Here is an 18,672-nt window from a genome sequence, read left to right as displayed (position 1 = left end):
TGAGGTGGTCACCGTGCAGCAGGGCGACGAAGCTGGTGTTCGCCGCGTAGCGCAGCGCGCCCCACGAGTCGAGCACCGCCATGCCGCCCGGCGAGGGCCGTGGCACGAAGCCGCCCTCGGCGCCGAGCAGCACGACCACCTCGGCGCTGCTCGGCCGCTCACCGGGCGCTTTGGCCAGGCAACGCATGCACAGGTCGGCCACCTCCGGCGGCAGGCCGTCGATCTCGGGCAGCGGTGCGGGCTCGACGAACAGGTGTGCCTTGAGCAGCTCGACGCGGGAGCTGCCGGGCCAGGGCAGGCGGCCGGCGAGGCAGCGGTAGAGCAGCAGGCCGAGGCCGTAGACGTCGGCCGCAGCCGAGACCTGGCCGCCGTCGAGCCGCTCCGGCGCGATGTAGGCCGGCGTGCCGAGCAACGAGCCGTCGGCGTCGATTTCCTGCTCGCCGACGACGGCCGAGATGCCGAAGTCGACCACCTTGGCGCCCATGGCGGTGAGCAGCACGTTGCCGGGCGCGACGTCGCGGTGCACCACGCCGCGGGCGTGCGCGGCGGCCAGCGCCGAGCCGATCTCCGCGCAGATCGCGATCGCGTCGCGCCATGGCATCGGCGTGGTGACCGCGTTCAGCGGCACGCCGTCGACCAGCTCCATCACCACGTAGGGCGCGCCGGCGGACTCGCCGTAGTCGTAGACGCCGACGATGTGCGGATGGCTCAGCCGCGCGGCGGCCTGCGCCTCGGTGCGGATCCGGGCCCGGAACACGCGGTCGTCCGCCAGCGTCGGCGCCAGCACCTTGACCGCGACCTGGCGACCGAGGACCTCGTCGTACCCACGCCAGACGACGGACATCCCGCCCGCGCCCAGCCGTTCGACCAGCCGGTAGCGCCCACCAACCGCTGCCATGCGGACTGTCTTGCCCCGTCAGCGGCGGTTGGAACCCGCAAAGGTCAGTATCGGTCAGCCGCCGTTGGCGAGCAGCTGGTCCACGGGTGCGTACTCGTCGGTCAGCGGCTCCGCGTCGCCGACGAACGCGGCCAGTTCCGCACCGGTGACGATGGCGGTCGCGCCGCCGTCGTCGTCCTCGGTGAGCCGCGTCCGCAGCTGGTCCATCGGCAGCGGCGCGGGCGAGGCCACGATGACGAAGTTGGAGCCCTGCTCGCCGGCCAGCGACCGCTCCGGCGCGATCAGCGCGACGTGCGGGAACTCGGCCGCGACGGTGGCCACCTCGGCCTTGATGAAGCGCAGCGGCGGATAGTCGATGACGTTCTGCGCGTAGATGCCCGCCGGCCGGACGACCCGGCGGATGTCGGCGGCCATCTCCCGGGTGGCCAGGTGCCACGGCACCACGAGGTGGCCGAACGCGTCGCCGATCACCAGGTCGGCGCTCGCCGTGGCGCGCCGCCCGAGCAGGATCCGGGCGTCACCGACCTTCGTGGTCAGGTCCGGCCCCTGGCGTACGCCCAGCTCCCGCTCGTCCAGCTCGACCAGCGCGCCGTCCAGCTCGTACACCTCGTTGCCGCTGCCCGGCCGCGTGGCGGTGACGTAGCGCGGCATCGTGAACCCGCCGCCGCCGAGATGCACCGCGTCGATCCGCTCGGTGCCGGGTTTGACGACCCCGGTGACCGCGCCGAGCCAGCGGGTGTAGGCGAACTCCAGGTACGTCGGGTCGTCGAGGTCCACGAACGAGTGCCGCGCGGAGTTGAGGAACAGCGTCCGGCCGCCGTCCCGGGCCGGGTCCGGCTCGACCGCCGCGCAGTGGTACGCGGTCTCGATGTCGCACGGCGTCGGCGCCGCCGCGGACAGCCCGGCGCCGGCGAGCCCGACGATCGCGAGCACCGCGCCCGCCCGGCTGGTGCCGGCCAGCGCGAGCCGGTCGGTGCGGCGCAGGTACCAGCCGACGCCGAGGCCGGCCAGGCCGAGCGCGACGGCCAGCGCGATCAGGATGACGGAGGTGGGCAGCGCGGCGACCAGGATGAAGCCGGTGACCAGCGTGGCGGTGACCGCGCCGAGCGTGCCGACGCTGGACAGCTTGCCCACCACCTGGCCGGTGTTGCGCAGGTCGCCGAGCTGGAGCTTGACCACCAGCGGGGTGACCGCGGAGAGCAGGAACGCGGGGACGAACACCGCCGCCGCGGTGAGCAGGAGGATGCCGCTGACCGCACTGCCGCGCAGCGCCTCGCCCGCGTACCGGACCACCGGCAGGGTCACCGCGGTCGCGATGCCGGCCAGCACCAGCGCGCCCGGCAGCAGCGTGCGCGGGTCGCGCTTGTCGGCGATCCGGCCGCCCGTCCAGGCGCCGTAGGCGATCGCGGCCAGCGCGACGCCGATCACCGAGCTGGTCACCTGGAGCGTCACGCCCAGATAGGGGCCGACCAGCCGCAACGCGACGGTCTCCAGCACGAGAACGGCGCCGCTCGCCAGGAACACCAGGAACGCGGCCAGGCCGCCAGGCAGTGGGCGCCGTTCGGGCGCTTCGACCGCTCTCGCGGTGGTCTGTTCCATCCCGTCAGGGTACGGGGGTCAAAGCATGGACAGGTGCACGTGGTTGGTGTGGTCGGCGGCTGGGTCGCCACCGCCGCTGTAGGACTTCCAACCGGTGCCGGGCATCCAGATCCGCCGATACCAGATGACGTACATGACGCCGAGCGCGTCAGCGTTCTTGATGAAGTACGACGCCAGGTTGTCGCCGTAGGTCTTGTCGCTGCCGGTCGCGCTCTTGTTCTCGAAGCCGCCCTCCGCCGCCGCGAAGTCGCAGGCCCGGCCCTTGGGGTGCTCGCCGCCGCCGCCCGAGCGGTGGCACGAGACGTAGTGGTTGAACCCGTCGGACTGTGCCTGCTGCAGCGCGTGCAGCGTGCGCGGGGTGATGCAGCCGCTGGCCGGCGTCGGGTCGTTGATCGAGCACGACTCGGCGGGCCACGAACCGTCGGAGTTGCGCGGCGCGGGCTTGGCCGCCGGCGAGTTGGGGTTGATGTAGCCGGCGGTGGTGACGCCGCCACCGACGCTGCGCAGCGCCCGCTCGGCGTCTTCCTTGCGCTTGGCCAGCGTGGCGACCTGCTTCTGCTGCTCGCGCACCTCGGCGTCGAGCTTCGCCTTGGCCGCCAGCGCCTCTTCGTGCGCCGCCGTGTAGTTGCGCAGGGCGCCGGCGTCGCGCTGCGCCATCATCTCCAGGCTGCCGGCGCGCGCCAGGAAGTCATCCGGCGAGGCGCTGCCCAGCAGGGCGGAGATGCCGGTCAGCCGGCCGGTGCGGTAGGACTCGACGGCGAACGCGCCGACCTGCTCGCGCATGACGTCGGCCTTCGTCTGCAACTGGCCGACCTGCGTGTTGAGGGCCGCGGCGCGCTTCTTCGACGCGGCGAGCTTGCGCTGCGCCTCGACCTGACCCTTGGCCGCGGCCTCGAGGTTGTCGCGCAGCTTCTTCTCGTCGTTTTCCTTGGGGGCGGGATTCGGCGCGGCGTACGCGCCCGTGACCGGAGCACCGACTGCGACCGTCACGGCCGCGATCAGTGCGGCGAGCAGGGCCCGCCACCGGTATCGCGTCACCGTACGAGGCACTGCGATTCCCTTCCGTCACAATGGATCCCCCGCTGGCCGCCGGACAGCGTACCCGATCAGGAGCGGTCCGGGGTGCCTGCGAAAGTCGACTACGGACGGTCACGGAATGAGTGCGGCAGCAACCGTTCGCCAGGTCTGCTCGTCGATCGCCGCCAGCAGGCCCTCGCCCGGGTCGGGCGTGACCACGTAGGGCTGGCCGTCGAGCCGGCGGGTGACGCCGCCCGCTTCCCGCACGAGCAGGGCGCCCGGCGCGTGGTCCCACGGCCAGGTGCGCCAGAACATCGCGAACTGCTGCCGGCCGGCCACTAGGTCGAGGTATTCGCGGCCGGCGCAGCGCTGGCCGCCGGAGACGGCACCGAGCCGCACCTGGCCGTTCTCGACCTTGGCCCGCAGGTCCTTCAGGTAGTAGGTGGCCGGGGCGACGCCGCGCACCTGCTCCGGCGGCAACGGCGCCACCGGTTGGATCCGCACGTCGTCGAGGAACGCACCGCCGCCGGCGACCGCGTGCGCCATCTGGTCGGCGATCGGGTCGTAGATCCAGGAGGCGAGCGCACCGGTCTGGTCGACCAGCGCGACCATCAGGCAGAACGGCCCGTTGCCGTCGGCGTAGTTGGCGGTGCCGTCGATCGGGTCGACGATCCAGGTGGGCGCCGGGCCGCCGATGCGCTCCAGCAGGGCGGTGTCGGCCGCGTAGGCCTCTTCGCCGACCACCACGGAGCCCGGCAGCAGGTCGAGCAGGCCCGCCGTGAGCGCCTCCTCGGACCGGCGGTCGGCGACGGTGACCACCTCGCCGGGGCCCTTCTCGCCGATCTCCGAGGCTTGCAGGTGCCGGTAGGAGGGCAGGACGACGGTGGCGGCGACGTGCCGGACCAGCGCGCCGACCCGGCCGCCGAGTTGTGCGTCGATCACAAATTCACTTTCAGCTGCGAGGGGGGAGCTTGACCACGCTGACGAAGAACTCGTCGATCTGGCGTACGACCGAGATGAAGCGTTCGAAGTCGACGGGCTTGGTGACGTAGGCGTTGGCGTGGAGCTGGTAGCTACGCAGGATGTCCTCGTCGGCGGCGGAGGTGGTCAGCACCACCACCGGGATCCGGCACAGCTCGTCGTCCTTCTTGATCTCCTCGAGCACCTCGCGGCCGTCGCGGCGCGGCAGGTTGAGGTCGAGCAGGATCAGGTCGGGCGCGACCGCGTCCGCGTACTGGCCCTCGCGGCGCAGGTAGGCCAGCGCCTCCGCGCCGTCGGACACGACGGTCAGCCGGTTGCGCAGCTTGTGCTCCTCGAACGCCTCCTGGGTCATGAGCACGTCACCGGGGTCGTCCTCGACGAGCAGCACCTCGATGGGGCTCTTGCCGTCAGCTGGTGCTGTCATGCCGCCACTTCCTTTACGCCGGTCGTGTCGTGGGTGGGTTCGGCTTGTTCCGGTGGTGGATCGCCGGCCGGCTCCGCGTCGGCCAGCACCGGGAGGGTGAACCGGATGACCGTGCCCTCCTCGGTCTCGAGGTCGACCCAGATCCGCCCACCGTGGTACTCGACGATCTTCTTCGCGATGGCCAGGCCGATACCGGTGCCGGGGTAGGCGTCCTTCGAGTGCAGCCGCTGGAAGATCACGAAGATCTTGTCGGCGAACTCGGGCTCCACGCCGATCCCGTTGTCGGCGCAACTGATCTCCCACTCGTCGCCGACCCGGCGCGCGGAGACCTCGACCCGGGGCGGCACACCCGGGCGGCGGAACTTGATCGAGTTGCTCACGAGGTTGGTCAACAGGTTCGTGAGCAGCGCCTCTTCGCCCAGCACGGTCGGCAGGTCGTGGAAGACCAGCTCGCCGTCGGCGTACTCGCGGGCGCTCTCGGTCTGGCTGCTCACCTCGGCCATCACGGCGTCGAGGTCGACCTCGGTGAAGCCGGTGTTCAGGCGGCCGATGCGGGAGAAGGCGAGCAGGTCGTTGATCAGCCGCTGCATCCGTTGCGCGCCGTCCACGGCGAACGCGATGTACTGGTCGGCCCGCTCGTCGAGCTGGCCGGCGTAGCGGCGCTGCAGGAGCTGGCAGAAGCTGGCCACCTTGCGCAGCGGCTCCTGCAGGTCGTGCGACGCGACGTAGGCGAACTGCTCCAGGTCACGGTTGGACCGGATCAGCTCCTCGGCCTGACGCTGGAGCTGGTTGTTGACCCACTCGACCCGCTCCCGCGCCGCGCCCACCTCGGCCAGGTCGGCGGCGATCTGCTGGCGCATCGCGTCGATGTCGTCCGCGAGCCGGCTCAGCTCCGGCGGGCCGATGCCGGTGATCCGGCGCTGGTAGTCGCCGGCCCGCACGTCGCGCACCTGGTCGGCCAGGTCGGTGACCGGACCGATCACCACCCGGTTGAGCGACAGCAGCAGGGCGACACCCGCGATCACGATCACCGCCGCCGCGACGACCAACAGGAACACGAGCGTGTTGCCGGTGTTGCGGGCCTTGTCGGCGGCGTCGTCCCGGAGCACGACCATCTGCCGCTGCAGCTCGTCGAGCGAGGCGCGCATCTCGTCGAAGCGGACCCGCGCCTGGTCGGTGACGTAGGTGCGGGCGGCGGTGATGTCGGGCGCGGCCACCACCGGCTCGGCCACGCTCGACCGCCAGGCGGCGGCCTGCTCCTCGATCCGCTCGAGCTGACGGGCGATCTCGGGCTCGTCGCGCAGCAGCGGGCGCATCGTGGCGACCAGGTCGCGCTCGGTGGCCACACCCTGGGTGTAGGGGGCGAGCTCGTTGCGGTCGCCGCTGACCGCGTACCCCCGGATGCCGGTCTCCTGGTTGACCAGGGCGGTCTGCAGCCCCTGCGCGCTCGTCCGCAACGGGCCGGTCTTGTCGAGCAGCGTGTCGAGGTGGTTGCGGTTCTGCGCGGCGACCCCGGCGGCGATCATCGCGATCAGCACGAGCACGACGCCGACCACCGCGGTGAGGGTCAACACCCGGCGCCGCAGGGTCCAGGTCCTCACCGGCCACCGCCGGAGCTGACCAGGAGCATCGCCACGTCGTCGGCGAACGGGCCGCCGTTGGCGTCCTCCGCGCGGCCGACCAGCCAGGCGGGCAGGTCGACGAGCGGCACGTCACGCGCCGCCTCGACGAGCTCGACCAGCCCGGGCACGTCGAGGCGCTCGTCGCCGGCGCCGACCCGCCCTTCGATGAGGCCGTCCGTGTACATCAGCAGGGACCAGTCATCGCTGTCGAACTCCAGGTCGTAGGCGCGCGGCGGGCGCGGCGCGACGCCGAGCACCAGCCCGCCGGGAGCAGGCACGGGAGCGACAGTACCGTTGCTCAACAGCAACGGTGGCGGGTGGCCGGCAAGCCGCACGGTGGCCCGGTTGGCCGCCAGGTCGACCCGGACGGTCGCGACGGTCGTGAAGGTCTCCGGCAGCCGGCGCTCGCTGATCAGCACCTGCTCGAGCGCGGGCAGCACCGCGTCGTCCGGCACCCGGGCCAGCACGAGCGCGCGCCAGGCGACCCGGAGCATCACGCCGAGCGCGGCCTCGTCGGCACCGTGGCCGCAGACGTCGCCGACGATCAGGTCGACCCGGTCCGGCGTGCTCTGCACGACGTCGTAGAAGTCGCCCCCGATCAGCGCCGCGTGCCGGCCGGGCCGGTAGAACGGGTGCACGGTGATCCGGTCGGTCTCCATCAGCGGACGGGGCAGCAGGCCGCGCTCGAGGCGCGCCGACTCGGCCTGGCGCAGCTCCACCTCGCGCAGCCGCAGCGCGTCGTCGTCGGCCCGCTTGCGCTCGACCGCGTAGCGCAGCGCGCGGGTCAGCAGAACCCCGTCGACCTGGCCCTTGACCAGGTAGTCCTGGGCTCCCTCGGCGACCGCGACGACACCCAGGTGCTCGTCCTGGCGGCCGGTGAGCACGCAGACCGCGGCGCCGGCGGACTGGGCGAGGACCTGGCGCAGGCCGTCGAGCCCCTGCGCGTCGGGCAGGCCGAGGTCGAGCAGCACACAGTCGGCGCCGGCCATCAACGGGCGGGCCTCGGCGAGGCTCTTCGCGTTGACCAGGTCGACGGCGGCGTCGGCCTCGTCGAGCAGCTCGCCGACCAGGAAGGCGTCGGCGTCGTCGTCCTCGATCAGCAGCACGCGCAGCCGCTGCACGGAGCGCTCACGCTCCGCGCCGGCCGCCTGGGGCGGCACCGCGACGGCTGCCACCTGGTGCTCGGTCACGTCACCCCCCTCTCGTACCGAAGCTTCCCTCCACTGCACTGACCCCGCGGTGTGCAACCGTATGGCACCGTGCACCCACCGTGCCAGGCAGACCCGCCCGCGGTTCACGACGTGGATCTAAGGTGTTCTCACTTTGCGCGAAGGAGACGTGGGTGTCCGCAGGACTACAGGAGCCGACCGCGCCGGTCCGCGCGCCTGCCGACCGGGCGCTGGCGCGGCCCGCCCGGCGCGCCCTGACCGCGCTGGTCGCCGTCGCGATCCTCGCCGCCATCGGTCTCGCCGCGCTGCTCGCCATCCGGCCGCCCGCCCCGGCACCGGCGACGGCGCCGCCCTCGTCGTTCAGCGCCGCCCGCGCGGCGACCCACATCGACACCATCGCGGCGCGTACGCACGTAGCAGGCAGCGCCGCTAACGACACTGTGCGTGACTATCTGGTGCGTACGCTGTCGGGTTTCGGACTGCGCACCTCCGTGCAGGACGCGGTCGGAGCCGAGGCCGGTGACCTCAGTGGGAGTACCTCCGCTGCCGGCGTCGCCCGGGTCCGCAACGTGGTCGCCGAGCTGCCCGGCAGCGCGCCGACCGGCACGGTGTTCCTGGTCGCGCACTACGACTCCGTCCAGGTCGGGCCCGGCGGCAACGACGACGGCGCCGGCACCTCGTCGATCGTCGAGGTGGCCCGCGCGCTGAGCACCGGCGGCCCGCTGCGTAACAACGTCGTGTTCGTGCTCACCGACGCCGAGGAGGCGTGCCTCTGCGGCGCGTTCGCGTTCGCCTCGGCGCATCCGCTCGCCGCCGACGGTGGGGTCGTCCTCAACCTCGAGGCCCGCGGCAGCACCGGCCCGGTCATCATGTTCGAGACCTCCCGCGACAACGCGAAGCTGGTCGACCTGTTCGCCCGGTCCGCGCCGCACCCGGTGGGCACGTCGTTCGCGGTCGAGATCTACCGGCTCCTGCCCAACGACACCGACTTCACCGCGTTCCTCGGCAACGACTTCGTCGGTCTCAACTCGGCCTACATCGACGGCGCCGCCGTCTACCACTCGCCGCTGGACACACCGGCGTCCGTCGACCGGCGCACGCTGCAGCAGCACGGCGAGAACGCGCTCGGGCTGGCGCGCGCGTTCGGCGGCACCGACCTCGGCGACCTGCGGGCGAGCGGCGACGCGACCTACTTCCCCGTGCCGGGCGCGCTCGTGGTCTACCCGGGCTGGCTGACCTGGCCCTTGGCCGCCGTCGCGCTGCTGCTCGTGCTCGGGCTGGCCGTCCTGACCGTGCGCGGCGGCCGGGCGAGGTGGCGTGGTCTCCTGGGCGGTTTCGGCCTGGGGCTGCTGCCGCTCGTGCTGGCCCCGCTGGCCGCCCAGCTGCTGTGGATGCTGGTGACCGCGGTGCGCCCTGGATACGGGCCGCTGCTCGACCCGTACCGCCCCGGCCTGTGGCGGCTCACCGTCGTGCTGCTCGCGGCGACAATCCTGATCAGCTGGTACGCGCTGCTGCGCCGCCGGGTCGGCCCGGCCGCGCTGGCGATCGGCGGCCTGGCCTGGCTGGCCGTGCTGGGCGTCGTGCTGGCGGCGGTCACACCCGGCGGCTCCTACCTGGCGGCGCTGCCGGCGCTGGCCGGCGCGATCGGCGGGATCGTGGCCCTGCGGCTGCGCGGCGCGTGGGCGGTCGTGCCGTTGACCGCCGGCGCGGCGGTCGGGGTGGTCATCCTCGCGCCGACGGTGGTGCTGCTCTTCCCGGCGCTCGGCATGTCGCAGGGCGGGGTCGGCGCCCTCTTCGCGACGCTGCTCGGCCTGGCCGCGCTGCCGGTCCTCGACCTCCTGCTGCCGGAGGCCGGCGGGCAGCGGGGCCTGGTGGCGCTGCGGGCCCGCCGGCTGGGTCTCGGCGTGCCGGTGCTGGGCCTGGTGGCGACGCTCGCGGTGGGTGGCTCGGCGTTCGCCGTCGACCGGTTCGACGCGGCGCATCCGGTGCCGACCCACCTCATGTACGCGCTCGACGCCGACAGTCGCCAGGCCAAGTGGATCAGCAACGAGTCGTCGCCGCAGGAGTGGACCGCCGCTTACGTCGGCTCCAGCGAGGTGGTCGACGGCACGTTCCCGGACGTCGGCAGGAAGCCGATGCGGACCGGGCCCGCGGAAGCGGCCAACCTGCCGCCGGCGACGGTGACGGTGGTCTCCGACGCGACCGCCGGCGGGGTACGCACGCTACGGGTCAAGGTCGCGCCGCAACGGCCGGTCCGGCTGGCCTCGCTGCACGTCGACGGCGCGACGGCCGCCGTGGAGCGGGCGACGGCCGGCGGAATGCCGGTGCCGGTCGAGGCGGCCGGGCCGTGGTCGTTCGGGCTGGTCTTCCACGCCCCGCCGGCGGACGGGTTCGAGGTCGAGTTGGCCCTGCGCCCGACCGGCGCCGGGCCCGTGCGGCTCCGGGTCGAGGACGGCAGTGACGGGCTGGACAGCCTGCCGGGCTTCCGACCCCGCCCGGCCGGGGTCGGCATCCTCGGCAGCCACACGTCCGAACTCGTGCTCGTGGCGAAGAGCTACACCTTCTAGGCGGCGCGGTGGCGGCCGATCGGGCGTGGGGTGCCGCGGCGGCGGCGGTGGAGCAGGACCATGCCGGCGCCGGCGATCACGAAGGCGATGGCAATCGCCGCGAGCCGCACCACGGTGCTGTCCGGGCCGAGCGTGCCGTCCTCCGACCGCAGTGCGACCACCGCGGGTGCGCTGCCGTTCGGGCCGCCGGCCGTGCCCTGCTCGGCCGCGGCGGCGGCCGCGGCGCCGGGCTTCGCCGCGTTCTCGGTGTCGGCCGAGGTGGCTGAGCCCCAGCCGCTGGCGTTCAGGCCCGTGATCGGGTTGACGGACGTCGAGAGCCGCATGGTGTCGTCGGTGTCCGGGCTGTCGGCCAGGTCGCCTCGGTCGCCCATGGCGCCGCCGTCGCTGTAACCGCCGCCGTCGCTGAAGCCGCCGCCGTCGCTGAAGCCGCCGCCGTCGCTGAAGCCGCCGCCGTCGCTGAAGCCGCCGCCGATGGAGTAGGTGCCGTTGTCCGGGTAGCCGAGGCCGTCGGCCGGGATCGGAGGCGGGTCGCTGTAGACCGTGTTGTCGTCGCCGGCGAACGCGCCCTGGTCGTTCGGGAGCACGCCGCTGTCGTAGCCGTTGTCCAGCACGGGGCCGTTGTCGGCCATGCCGCCGATCAGGAGGTCGTTGTTCGGAACTGTCCCGGGCACCACGCCGGCCGGGGCCGGTGCCGGGTCCGTGTGCGGCTCGGTCAGGTCGACGGACCCGGTCGGCAGCCGGCTCGGGGTCGGGGTCGGCGTCGGGGTGGCGGTGGGGGTCGGCGTCGGGCTCGGTGACCCGTTGCCGGGCTCCGCCATCGGCCGCGCGCGGGCAGCCTCGGTCAGGCCGGCCGGGCAGGTGTGCGCGACGGACAGGGCGCGAGCGGCACCCGTGACGGCCGCCATCCCCGACGCCAGCCGCGCCCCGCGCTCCACCGCGAGCCAGGCCCGGTCGGCCACGATCCCGCCGTTGTCGCCGGGCACGTCGTGGGTCACCCGGCGCTGCTCGCGCGTCGTGAACGTCGCGGCCAGCGAGACGATGTCGCCGTTCCGGGCCGGGTCACCGGGCAGTTCGAAGACCCAGACGTCCCGGTCCGCGTACGGACCGCCGCCCAGCTCCGGGGCGCAGGCCCGGCCGCCGACCTCGACGGCCGTGGTGGGCACGCCGGCCGGCGGCACGTTGACGTACATCTCCGCGCTGGCCGCCGTCGGCACCGCGACACCGAGCCCGCCACCAACAGCCGCCGCCGCCAACGCCGCGCGCAGCGATCGTCCCCTCATCCCGTTCCCCCGAATCAGACATGAGACGCACCCATGTGCGATCGTGCCCGATCAGGCCGGAATATGTGGGAAATCGTCTACTTCCACCTGAAGTGGACGAACAGCCGGCCGAAGTTCTTCGAGTCCTTCTCGACGCGGTGGTAGAGCTGCTTGACGTCCTTCTGGTCGAGGAACCGCAGGACCTTCTTCTTCAGCGCGCCGGAGCCCTTGCCGGGGATGATCTCGACGAGGGTGGCCTTCTTGGCCACGGCCTCGTCGATGATCCCGCGGAGCGCCCGGTCGATGTCCGTACCGCGGTTGTAGATGTCGTGCAGGTCGAGCTTGAGCTTCACCGGGGGTTGACCTTCGACTCGACCCGCTGCAGCGCCTCGGCGTAGTCGCGGTGGTCGGCGTGCATCGCCGCGGCGATCCGCAGGTGGGTCAGGGCCTCGGCCTGCCGGCCCTGCCGCTCGAGGGTGCGGCCGAGCACGTGGTGCGCGTAGTGGTCGCTGGGGTCCTTCTCGACCATGGCACGCAGCTGCTCCTCGGCGCGGCCGAGCTGAGCCGTCTGGAAGTAGGCGCGGGCCAGCAGTTGGCGCACGGACGCGTTGTCGGGCTCCGCCGCCACGATCGGCTCGAGCAGCCGCACCGCGCCGGTCGGGTCACCGGCTTCGAAGAACAGGGTCGCCCGGCGGTACTCCTCCAGGAGATCCATTTGCACCTCCACCTTTTCTGCTCAGGGTCGCCGCAGCGACCACGACCGCACACCACCGAGAATGCCGGCGGTGTTCGGCACCACGACCACGTCGTCACCCATCCGGGCCAGCTGCTCCGGGCGGATCAGCCGGGAGTTGCCACCGCCGAGGTAGAGCCGGTCCCAGAGGAAGACCGGCCGCAGGCCCTCGACCACCGTCCGGACCCGCCGCGACCAGAACGCGTCACCGAGCCGGCGCCGCTCATGCTCGCCGATGTACGTGTCGTAACTCATGCCCCAACGCACCGGGGCCTGGGAGAATTCCAGGTGCGGCGCCAGCGCCCCGCCGTCGAAGAGGGCACAGCCGAGCCCGGTGCCGAGCGTGATCACCAGCTCCAGGCCGGCACCGGCGACCACACCAGCCCCGTGCACCTCGGCGTCGTTGAGCACGAGCACCGGCGTGCCGAACGCCTCGGCCAGCCCCGCCTGGGCGTCGTACCCCGTCCAGTCGGCGACCAGATCCGGGTCGACCTTCGTACGCGGGCCGGATCTGGTCACATAGTGCGGTGTCGCCACGACCACGCCGTGCCGGATCATGCCCGGCATGCCCACCGTGACCCGGTCGGCCGTCGGCAGCCGCGCACCAAGATCCAAGAGGGTCTTCACGAAGAGCGAAGTGGGCAGGGGGTACGGCGTCGGCACGCGCAACGGCCGCGCGCGCATCGTGCCGGCCTCGTCGAGCACCGAGGCCTTGATCCCGCCGCCCCCACAGTCGATCGCCAACGTCGTCACCACACGCCCAGTCTGCCGGTCCGAGCCACGCGGCGCCTAAACCGACCGGAAGATCATGACCGGACAGCGTCGCGACGCCTGAGGACGGCGAAGGTCACCGCACGGCGTCGCGGACGCGACAGCGGCGTGACGCCTGGGGACGGGGAAGCTCACTGCACGGCGTTGCGGCGCGACAGCGGCGTGACGCCCGGGGACGGGAAAGGTGACCGCACGGCGTCGCGACGCGACAACGTCATGACGTCCGGGGACCGGAAAGGTGACAGGACCACGTTGCGACGCGAGAGCGGCGTGACGCCTGAGGACGGGAAAGCTGACCGGCACCGCCTTGCGACGCGACAACGGCGTGACCCCTGAGGACGGGAAAGCTGACCGGCACCGCCTTGCGACGCGACAACGGCGTGACCCCTGAGGACGGGAGGGTCACCACACCGCCTTGCGACGCGACAGCGTCGTGACTCCTGAGGACGGGAGGTCACCACACCGCGTTGCGACGCGACAGCGGCGTGACGCCTGAGACGGGGAGGGTCACCGCACCGCGTTGCGGCGCGACAGCGGCGTGACGCCTGAGGACACGGCGGAGACCCGCGGCGGCCGGATAGCATTCTCGGCGCTATGACCACGCTGATCGCCAAGGACCTCGCCGCCGGGCACGGTGACAAGGCCCTCTTCACGGACCTGTCGCTCGTGGTCGCGCCGGGCGACGTCATCGGTCTGGTCGGCCCCAACGGCGCCGGCAAGTCGACCTTGCTGCGCACGCTGGCCGGGCTGCTGCCGGCTGAGCAGGGCAGCATCGCGCTCAACCCGCCGGCGGCCACGGTCGGCTATCTCCCCCAGGAGCCCGACCGCAGGCCGGGCGAGACGGTCCGTGCGTTTCTCGGCCGCCGCACCGGCGTGACGGCCGCGCAGGCAGCCCTCGACGAGGCGACCGCGGCGCTCACCGAGGGCCGGGCGGGCGCCGACGAGGCGTACGCCATCGCCTTGGATCGTTGGTTGGCGTTGGGCGGTGCCGATCTTGACGAGCGGCTCGCCGAGGTCGAGTTGGGCTTCTCCCCCGACCTGCCGATGACCGCGCTCTCCGGCGGGCAGGCGGCCCGGGCGGGGCTCGCGTCGCTGCTGCTGAGCCGGTACGACATCTTCCTGCTCGACGAGCCGACCAACGACCTCGACCTGGCGGGGCTGGCCCGGCTGGAGGAGTTCGTGACCGGGCTGCGCGCGGGCACCGTGGTGGTCAGCCACGACCGCGAGTTCCTGGCGCGCACCGTGACCGGCGTGCTGGAACTCGACCTGCACCAGCAGCAGGTCAACTTCTTCGGCGGCGGCTACCAGTCCTATCTGGACGAACGCGCGGTGGCTCGGCAGCATGCCCGGGACGCCTACGACGAGTACGCGGACACGAAGGCCGGCCTGGAGGCGCGGGCGCGTACACAGCGGAACTGGATGGAACACGGCGTCCGCAACGCCCGGCGCAAGTCCAAGGACAACGACAAGATCGGCCGCAAGTTCCGGGCCGAGGCGACCGAGAAGCAGGCCGCCAAGGCGCGGCAGACCGAGCGCCTGATCGAGCGCCTGGACGTGGTCGAGGAGCCGCGCAAGGAGTGGGAGCTGCGGATGACGATCGCCGCGGCGCCCCGGGCGGGCGCGGTGGTGGCCACCATGCGTGGCGCGACCGTCCACCGTGGTGCGTTCACCCTGGGCCCGGTCGACCTGCAGATCGACTGGGCGGACCGGGTCGCGATCACCGGCCCGAACGGATCCGGCAAGTCGACGCTGCTGGCCGCGCTGCTGGGTCGCCTGCCGGTGGATGCCGGCTCCGCCGGGTTGGGGCCGGGAGTCGTGGTCGGCGAGGTCGACCAGGCGCGCGGCGCCTTCGTCGGTTCCGAGCCGCTGGTCGACGCGTTCCGGGCCGCGGTGCCCGGGATGGCGCCGGAGGAGTCGCGGACGCTGCTGGCCAAGTTCGGGCTGCGCAGCGACCATGTGCTGCGCCCCGCCGCGACGCTGTCGCCCGGCGAGCGCACCCGGGCGGGGCTGGCCCTGCTGCAGGCGCGCGGGGTCAACCTGCTGGTCCTCGACGAGCCGACCAACCACCTCGACCTGCCGGCGATCGAGCAGCTGGAGTCGGCGCTGGAGGGCTACCCGGGCACGCTCCTGCTGGTCACGCACGACCGCCGGATGCTCGACGCGGTGCGCGTCAACCGCCGCCTGGCCGTTTCTGCCGGGCGCGTCACAGAACTTTAGGCTTGACTTATATAACGGCCTGCTAGACAGTCGAGACGTGCACGCGTTCGACGTCCTGGGCGACCCGGTCCGGCGACGCATCCTGGAGCTGCTGGCCGACGGTGAGCTCGCGGCCGGCGAGATCGGCGCGGTCGTACAGGCGGAGTTCGGCATCTCGCAACCGGCCGTCTCGCAGCACCTCCGGGTGCTCCGCGACAACGGCTTCACGACGGTGCGCGCGGCCGGGACCCGACGCCTCTATGCGGTGGACGCGACTCCGTTGCGGGAAGTGGATGCCTGGTTGGAGCGCTATCGGGGGTTCTGGTCACAGCGCCTGGACGCACTGGAGACAGAACTGGCCCGCGGCCGCCGCGAACGTCGAGAGGCGGATCGAGAGGCGGGTCGAGAGGCGGGTCGATAGGCCGTTCGGGAGGCCGACGGCGAACTCGCCGCGAGCCCCATCGCCACCGACCGCGAACCGGGCAGCCGACTCACCGCCAGGCCAACCGCGAACCCAGCGTGAGACCGACCGCCGATCCGCGAACCCGGCCGTCAACGAACGCGCGAACCAGGCGCGACTCACCGCCCACGCGACCGCGAGCCTGGCAGCCAACTCACCGGCAACCCGGGGCCGACCCGGCCGCCAACCCACCCGAGCCCGGTCACCACCCATTGCCAACCACCAGCCCGCCCGCCACCGACCGCCGGACTCGACCACCGACCCATCCCCAACCCCGGCCGCCAACCCACCGCCTATCCGCCCAGAGTCGTGCCACGAACCCACCGCCAACCCCCGGCGAACCCGCCGCCACCCACCCGCGAGCCCGGTTGCTAACCCGCCGCGAGCCCCGCAGCCATGGCCGCTAGATCGGATCTAGCGGAGCGTCTCGCGCCTTCCCGGTGAGAGGGGAGGTGGTCACCATGATCGAGGCGCCGTTGCGGTTGGCGGTGATCATCGGTAGCACTCGCGAGGGTCGGGTCGGCGACCGGCTGGCCCGGTGGTTCGTGGCCCAGGCCGGGCTGCGCCGCGAGGTGTCGACCGTCGTCGTCGACCTCGCCGACTACGCCTTCCCGACCGGTTATCCAGCTCGGGCCACGCCGCAGATGTCGGCGTTCGCCGCCGAGATCGACCAGGCCGACGCGTTCGTCGTGGTCACGCCCGAGTACAACCACAGCTTTCCCGCCTCGCTCAAGCAGGCGATCGATTTCGCGTACGACGAGTGGCACGCGAAACCGGTCGGCTTCGTCTCGTACGGCTGCCGGTCCGCCGGGCAGCACGCGGTCGACCAGCTCCGCACGGTCTTCACCGCCCTGCACGCCGTGACGGTGCGCGACGGCGTCGGCGTCGACCTGCTCGGCGGCGACGACCTCGACGCCCGGCTGGCCGAGGAGAACCCCGTTCAGGCCGCGCAGGTGCTGCTCGACCAGCTCTGCTGGTGGGGCGTCACGCTGCGGGCCGGCCGGGCCACCCGCCCCTATGTCTCTTAGCTATTCCAACGGAGGGAACCCACCATGAGCGACAGCTCCACCGCCCCCGCCATCGAGGCGAGGGGTCTGGTGAAGACGTTCGGCGACACCCGTGCGCTTGACGGCATCGACCTGCGCGTACCCGCGGGAAGTGTCTATGGTCTGTTGGGCCCCAACGGCGCCGGCAAGACGACCGCCGTCCGGGTGCTGGCCACGCTGACCCGGCCCGACGGCGGCTCGGCGAGCGTGTTCGGGCACGACGTGGTGCGCGAGGCCAACGCGGTGCGCGCCAAGGTCAGCATGACCGGCCAGTACGCGTCGGTCGACGAGGACCTGACGGGCTTCGAGAACCTGGTGCTGATCGGCCGGCTGCTCGGCCACCGCAAGCCGGCCGCGAAGGCCCGGGCCGAGGAGCTGCTGGCCGCGTTCGGGCTGACGGACGCGACGGACCGGCAGGTGAAGAAGTACTCCGGCGGCATGCGGCGCCGGATCGACATCGCGGCGAGCATTCTCAACACGCCGGAGCTGCTGTTCCTGGACGAGCCGACGACCGGCCTCGACCCGCGCAGCCGGTCGCAGGTCTGGGACATCATCCGCTCGGTCGTCGCGCACGGCACGACGGTGCTGCTGACCACGCAGTACCTCGACGAGGCGGACCGGCTCGCCTCGCGGATCGCGGTCGTCGACCACGGCAAGGTGATCGCCGACGGTACGCCGGGCGAGCTGAAGTCGTCGATCGGCTCAGGCACCGTCCACGTAAGACTGCGTGACGCCGCCGCCCGCCCGAAGGCGCAGGAAGTGCTGGCACGCGCGCTCAGCGCCGCGGTCGAGCCGGACGCGGACCCGGTGTCGCTCACGGCCCGGGTCGACGGCTCGGACTTCGAGGCGAGCACGCAGGCCGCGCGGGCCCTGTCCGAACTGGCCGCCGCCGGCATCGTCGTCGACGACTTCTCGCTGGGGCAGCCGAGCCTCGACGAGGTGTTCCTGGCGCTGACCGACCACCCCGCCTCTGCCGCACCCGCCTCTTCCTCGGAAATGGAGACCGCCCGATGAGCACCGCAGCCACCTCTTCCACGGACCTGCAGACCGTGTACGTGCCGTCGCCGGAGACGCTGGGTGCGGTCCTCGCGCCCGGTGCCCGACCGCCAAGGCCGAGCGCCTGGTCGGCCTCGGTCACCTTCGGCTGGCGGGCGATGCTGAAGATCAAGCACGTGCCGGAGCAGCTCTTCGACGTCACGGCCTTCCCGATCATCATGACCTTGATGTTCACGTACCTGTTCGGCGGCGCGATCGCCGGCAGCACGGACGCCTACCTGCAGTTCTTCCTGCCGGGCATCATGGTCACGAGCGTCGTGATGATCACGATGTACACGGGCGTCGGCCTCAACACCGACATCGAGAAGGGCGTCTTCGACCGCTTCCGTACGCTGCCGGTCTGGCGCCCCTCGGCCCTGGTCGGCATGATCTTCGGCGACGTCCTGCGCTACATCCTCGCGGCCCTGGTCATCCTGGGCGTGGGCCTGGCCCTTGGCTTCCGCCCCTCCGGCGGCGTGGTCGGCGTGATCGCCGGCATCGGCCTGCTGGTGGTCTTCTCGTTCGCGTTCTCGTGGGTCTGGACGATGTTCGGCCTGATCCTCCGCAGCGAGAAGTCGGTGATGGGCGTCAGCATGCTGGTCCTGTTCCCGCTGACGTTCCTGAGCAACGTCTTCGTCGACCCGTCGACGATGCCGGCGTGGTTGCAGGCCTTCGTCAAGGTCAACCCGATCACGCACCTGGTGGACGCGATCCGCTCGGTGATGGGCGGGTCGCCGGATGCCTCGAGCATCATGTGGACGTTCCTGTGGAGCGCCGGGTTCGTGGTGGTGTTCGGCTTCTTGACGATGTTCCGCTACAAGCTCGGGTTCGGTGTTGACGGGCAGCGTGGTGATGCGGGCCGTGAGCTGCGCCCGTTCCTCGCCGTGGGTGACCG

General features: G+C 72.4%; 17 protein-coding genes. 6 read left to right on the top strand and 11 right to left on the bottom strand.

Annotation, left to right across the window (positions count from 1 at the left end):
* The 7 genes from AB0H87_RS21515 to AB0H87_RS21485 all read right to left on the bottom strand — a co-directional run.
* Nucleotides 1-898 (bottom strand): protein kinase (locus AB0H87_RS21515; protein WP_360148178.1); only part of this gene is annotated, 898 nt, incomplete at its 3' end.
* A gap of 54 nt (nt 899-952) precedes the next feature.
* On the bottom strand, nt 953-2,497 hold the full coding sequence (locus AB0H87_RS21510; protein ID WP_360148175.1) for a fused MFS/spermidine synthase: 1,545 nt from the start codon (nt 2,495-2,497) through the stop codon (nt 953-955).
* Between the two features lie 18 nt (nt 2,498-2,515).
* On the bottom strand, nt 2,516-3,535 hold the full coding sequence (locus AB0H87_RS21505; RefSeq protein WP_360148172.1) for a hypothetical protein: 1,020 nt from the start codon (nt 3,533-3,535) through the stop codon (nt 2,516-2,518).
* Nucleotides 3,536-3,646: 111 nt separating this feature from the next.
* Nucleotides 3,647-4,453: an inositol monophosphatase family protein gene (locus tag AB0H87_RS21500; protein WP_360148184.1), complete on the bottom strand. Its 807-nt coding sequence runs from the start codon at nt 4,451-4,453 to the stop codon at nt 3,647-3,649.
* 13 nt (nt 4,454-4,466) lie between these two features.
* The gene (locus AB0H87_RS21495) at nt 4,467-4,919 is read right to left on the bottom strand and encodes a response regulator (RefSeq protein ID WP_360148169.1); all 453 of its coding nucleotides are present in this window, start codon (nt 4,917-4,919) and stop codon (nt 4,467-4,469) included.
* Entirely contained in the window at nt 4,916-6,520 is a 1,605-nt protein-coding gene (locus AB0H87_RS21490) for an ATP-binding protein (RefSeq protein WP_360148166.1), read from the bottom strand. Before AB0H87_RS21490 ends, AB0H87_RS21495 begins: the two co-directional genes overlap by 4 nt.
* Nucleotides 6,517-7,701, bottom strand: coding sequence for a fused response regulator/phosphatase (locus AB0H87_RS21485; protein ID WP_360148181.1), 1,185 nt, complete (start codon nt 7,699-7,701; stop codon nt 6,517-6,519). Before AB0H87_RS21485 ends, AB0H87_RS21490 begins: the two co-directional genes overlap by 4 nt.
* A 182-nt stretch (nt 7,702-7,883) precedes the next feature.
* Between AB0H87_RS21485 and AB0H87_RS21480 the strand changes: the two genes are divergently transcribed.
* On the top strand, nt 7,884-10,277 hold the full coding sequence (locus tag AB0H87_RS21480) for a M28 family peptidase (RefSeq protein ID WP_360148163.1): 2,394 nt from the start codon (nt 7,884-7,886) through the stop codon (nt 10,275-10,277).
* Here the strand turns inward: AB0H87_RS21480 and AB0H87_RS21475 are convergent.
* The 4 genes from AB0H87_RS21475 to AB0H87_RS21460 all read right to left on the bottom strand — a co-directional run bounded on the left by AB0H87_RS21475 (nt 10,274) and on the right by AB0H87_RS21460 (nt 13,025).
* Nucleotides 10,274-11,557, bottom strand: coding sequence for a hypothetical protein (locus tag AB0H87_RS21475; protein WP_360148160.1), 1,284 nt, complete (start codon nt 11,555-11,557; stop codon nt 10,274-10,276). The genes AB0H87_RS21480 and AB0H87_RS21475 overlap by 4 nt on opposite strands.
* 77 nt (nt 11,558-11,634) lie before the next feature.
* Nucleotides 11,635-11,889 carry a Smr/MutS family protein gene (locus tag AB0H87_RS21470; RefSeq protein ID WP_203705444.1) on the bottom strand — a complete coding sequence of 85 codons (255 nt, stop codon included), beginning with the start codon at nt 11,887-11,889 and terminating at the stop codon, nt 11,635-11,637.
* The gene (locus AB0H87_RS21465; RefSeq protein ID WP_360148156.1) at nt 11,886-12,251 is read right to left on the bottom strand and encodes a tetratricopeptide repeat protein; all 366 of its coding nucleotides are present in this window, start codon (nt 12,249-12,251) and stop codon (nt 11,886-11,888) included. Before AB0H87_RS21465 ends, AB0H87_RS21470 begins: the two co-directional genes overlap by 4 nt.
* Nucleotides 12,252-12,272: 21 nt before the next feature.
* Nucleotides 12,273-13,025 (bottom strand): ROK family protein, encoded by a 753-nt coding sequence (locus AB0H87_RS21460; protein ID WP_360148153.1) that lies wholly within the window; start codon nt 13,023-13,025, stop codon nt 12,273-12,275.
* Nucleotides 13,026-13,634: 609 nt separating this feature from the next.
* Between AB0H87_RS21460 and AB0H87_RS21455 the strand changes: the two genes are divergently transcribed.
* From AB0H87_RS21455 to AB0H87_RS21435, 5 genes are all read left to right on the top strand, one after another.
* Complete coding sequence (locus AB0H87_RS21455) at nt 13,635-15,257, top strand: ABC-F family ATP-binding cassette domain-containing protein (RefSeq protein ID WP_360148150.1); 1,623 nt, start codon at nt 13,635-13,637, stop codon at nt 15,255-15,257.
* Between the two features lie 37 nt (nt 15,258-15,294).
* On the top strand, nt 15,295-15,657 hold the full coding sequence (locus AB0H87_RS21450; RefSeq protein WP_360148147.1) for a metalloregulator ArsR/SmtB family transcription factor: 363 nt from the start codon (nt 15,295-15,297) through the stop codon (nt 15,655-15,657).
* A gap of 500 nt (nt 15,658-16,157) precedes the next feature.
* Nucleotides 16,158-16,724 (top strand): NAD(P)H-dependent oxidoreductase, encoded by a 567-nt coding sequence (locus AB0H87_RS21445; RefSeq protein ID WP_360148144.1) that lies wholly within the window; start codon nt 16,158-16,160, stop codon nt 16,722-16,724.
* A gap of 24 nt (nt 16,725-16,748) precedes the next feature.
* A complete protein-coding gene (locus AB0H87_RS21440) occupies nt 16,749-17,756 on the top strand; it encodes an ATP-binding cassette domain-containing protein (protein ID WP_360148141.1) in 1,008 nt (335 codons plus the stop codon).
* The coding region (locus tag AB0H87_RS21435; protein ID WP_360148138.1) for an ABC transporter permease at nt 17,753-18,672 on the top strand (920 nt) is incomplete at its 3' end. The genes AB0H87_RS21440 and AB0H87_RS21435, both read left to right, overlap by 4 nt.

It is taken from the genome of Asanoa sp. NPDC050611, from assembly GCF_040654855.1.
GTDB lineage: Bacteria > Actinomycetota > Actinomycetes > Mycobacteriales > Micromonosporaceae > Asanoa.
This window is presented reverse-complemented; position numbering and strand designations above follow the sequence as displayed.

Coding starts and splice junctions, on each gene's coding strand:
- AB0H87_RS21510 (WP_360148175.1), bottom strand. CDS start 2,497: ATGGAACAGACCACCGCGAGAGCGGTCGAAGCGCCCGAACGGCGCCCA.
- AB0H87_RS21465 (WP_360148156.1), bottom strand. CDS start 12,251: ATGGATCTCCTGGAGGAGTACCGCCGGGCGACCCTGTTCTTCGAAGCC.
- AB0H87_RS21495 (WP_360148169.1), bottom strand. CDS start 4,919: ATGACAGCACCAGCTGACGGCAAGAGCCCCATCGAGGTGCTGCTCGTC.
- AB0H87_RS21475 (WP_360148160.1), bottom strand. CDS start 11,557: ATGAGGGGACGATCGCTGCGCGCGGCGTTGGCGGCGGCGGCTGTTGGT.
- AB0H87_RS21445 (WP_360148144.1), top strand. CDS start 16,158: ATGATCGAGGCGCCGTTGCGGTTGGCGGTGATCATCGGTAGCACTCGC.
- AB0H87_RS21440 (WP_360148141.1), top strand. CDS start 16,749: ATGAGCGACAGCTCCACCGCCCCCGCCATCGAGGCGAGGGGTCTGGTG.
- AB0H87_RS21455 (WP_360148150.1), top strand. CDS start 13,635: ATGACCACGCTGATCGCCAAGGACCTCGCCGCCGGGCACGGTGACAAG.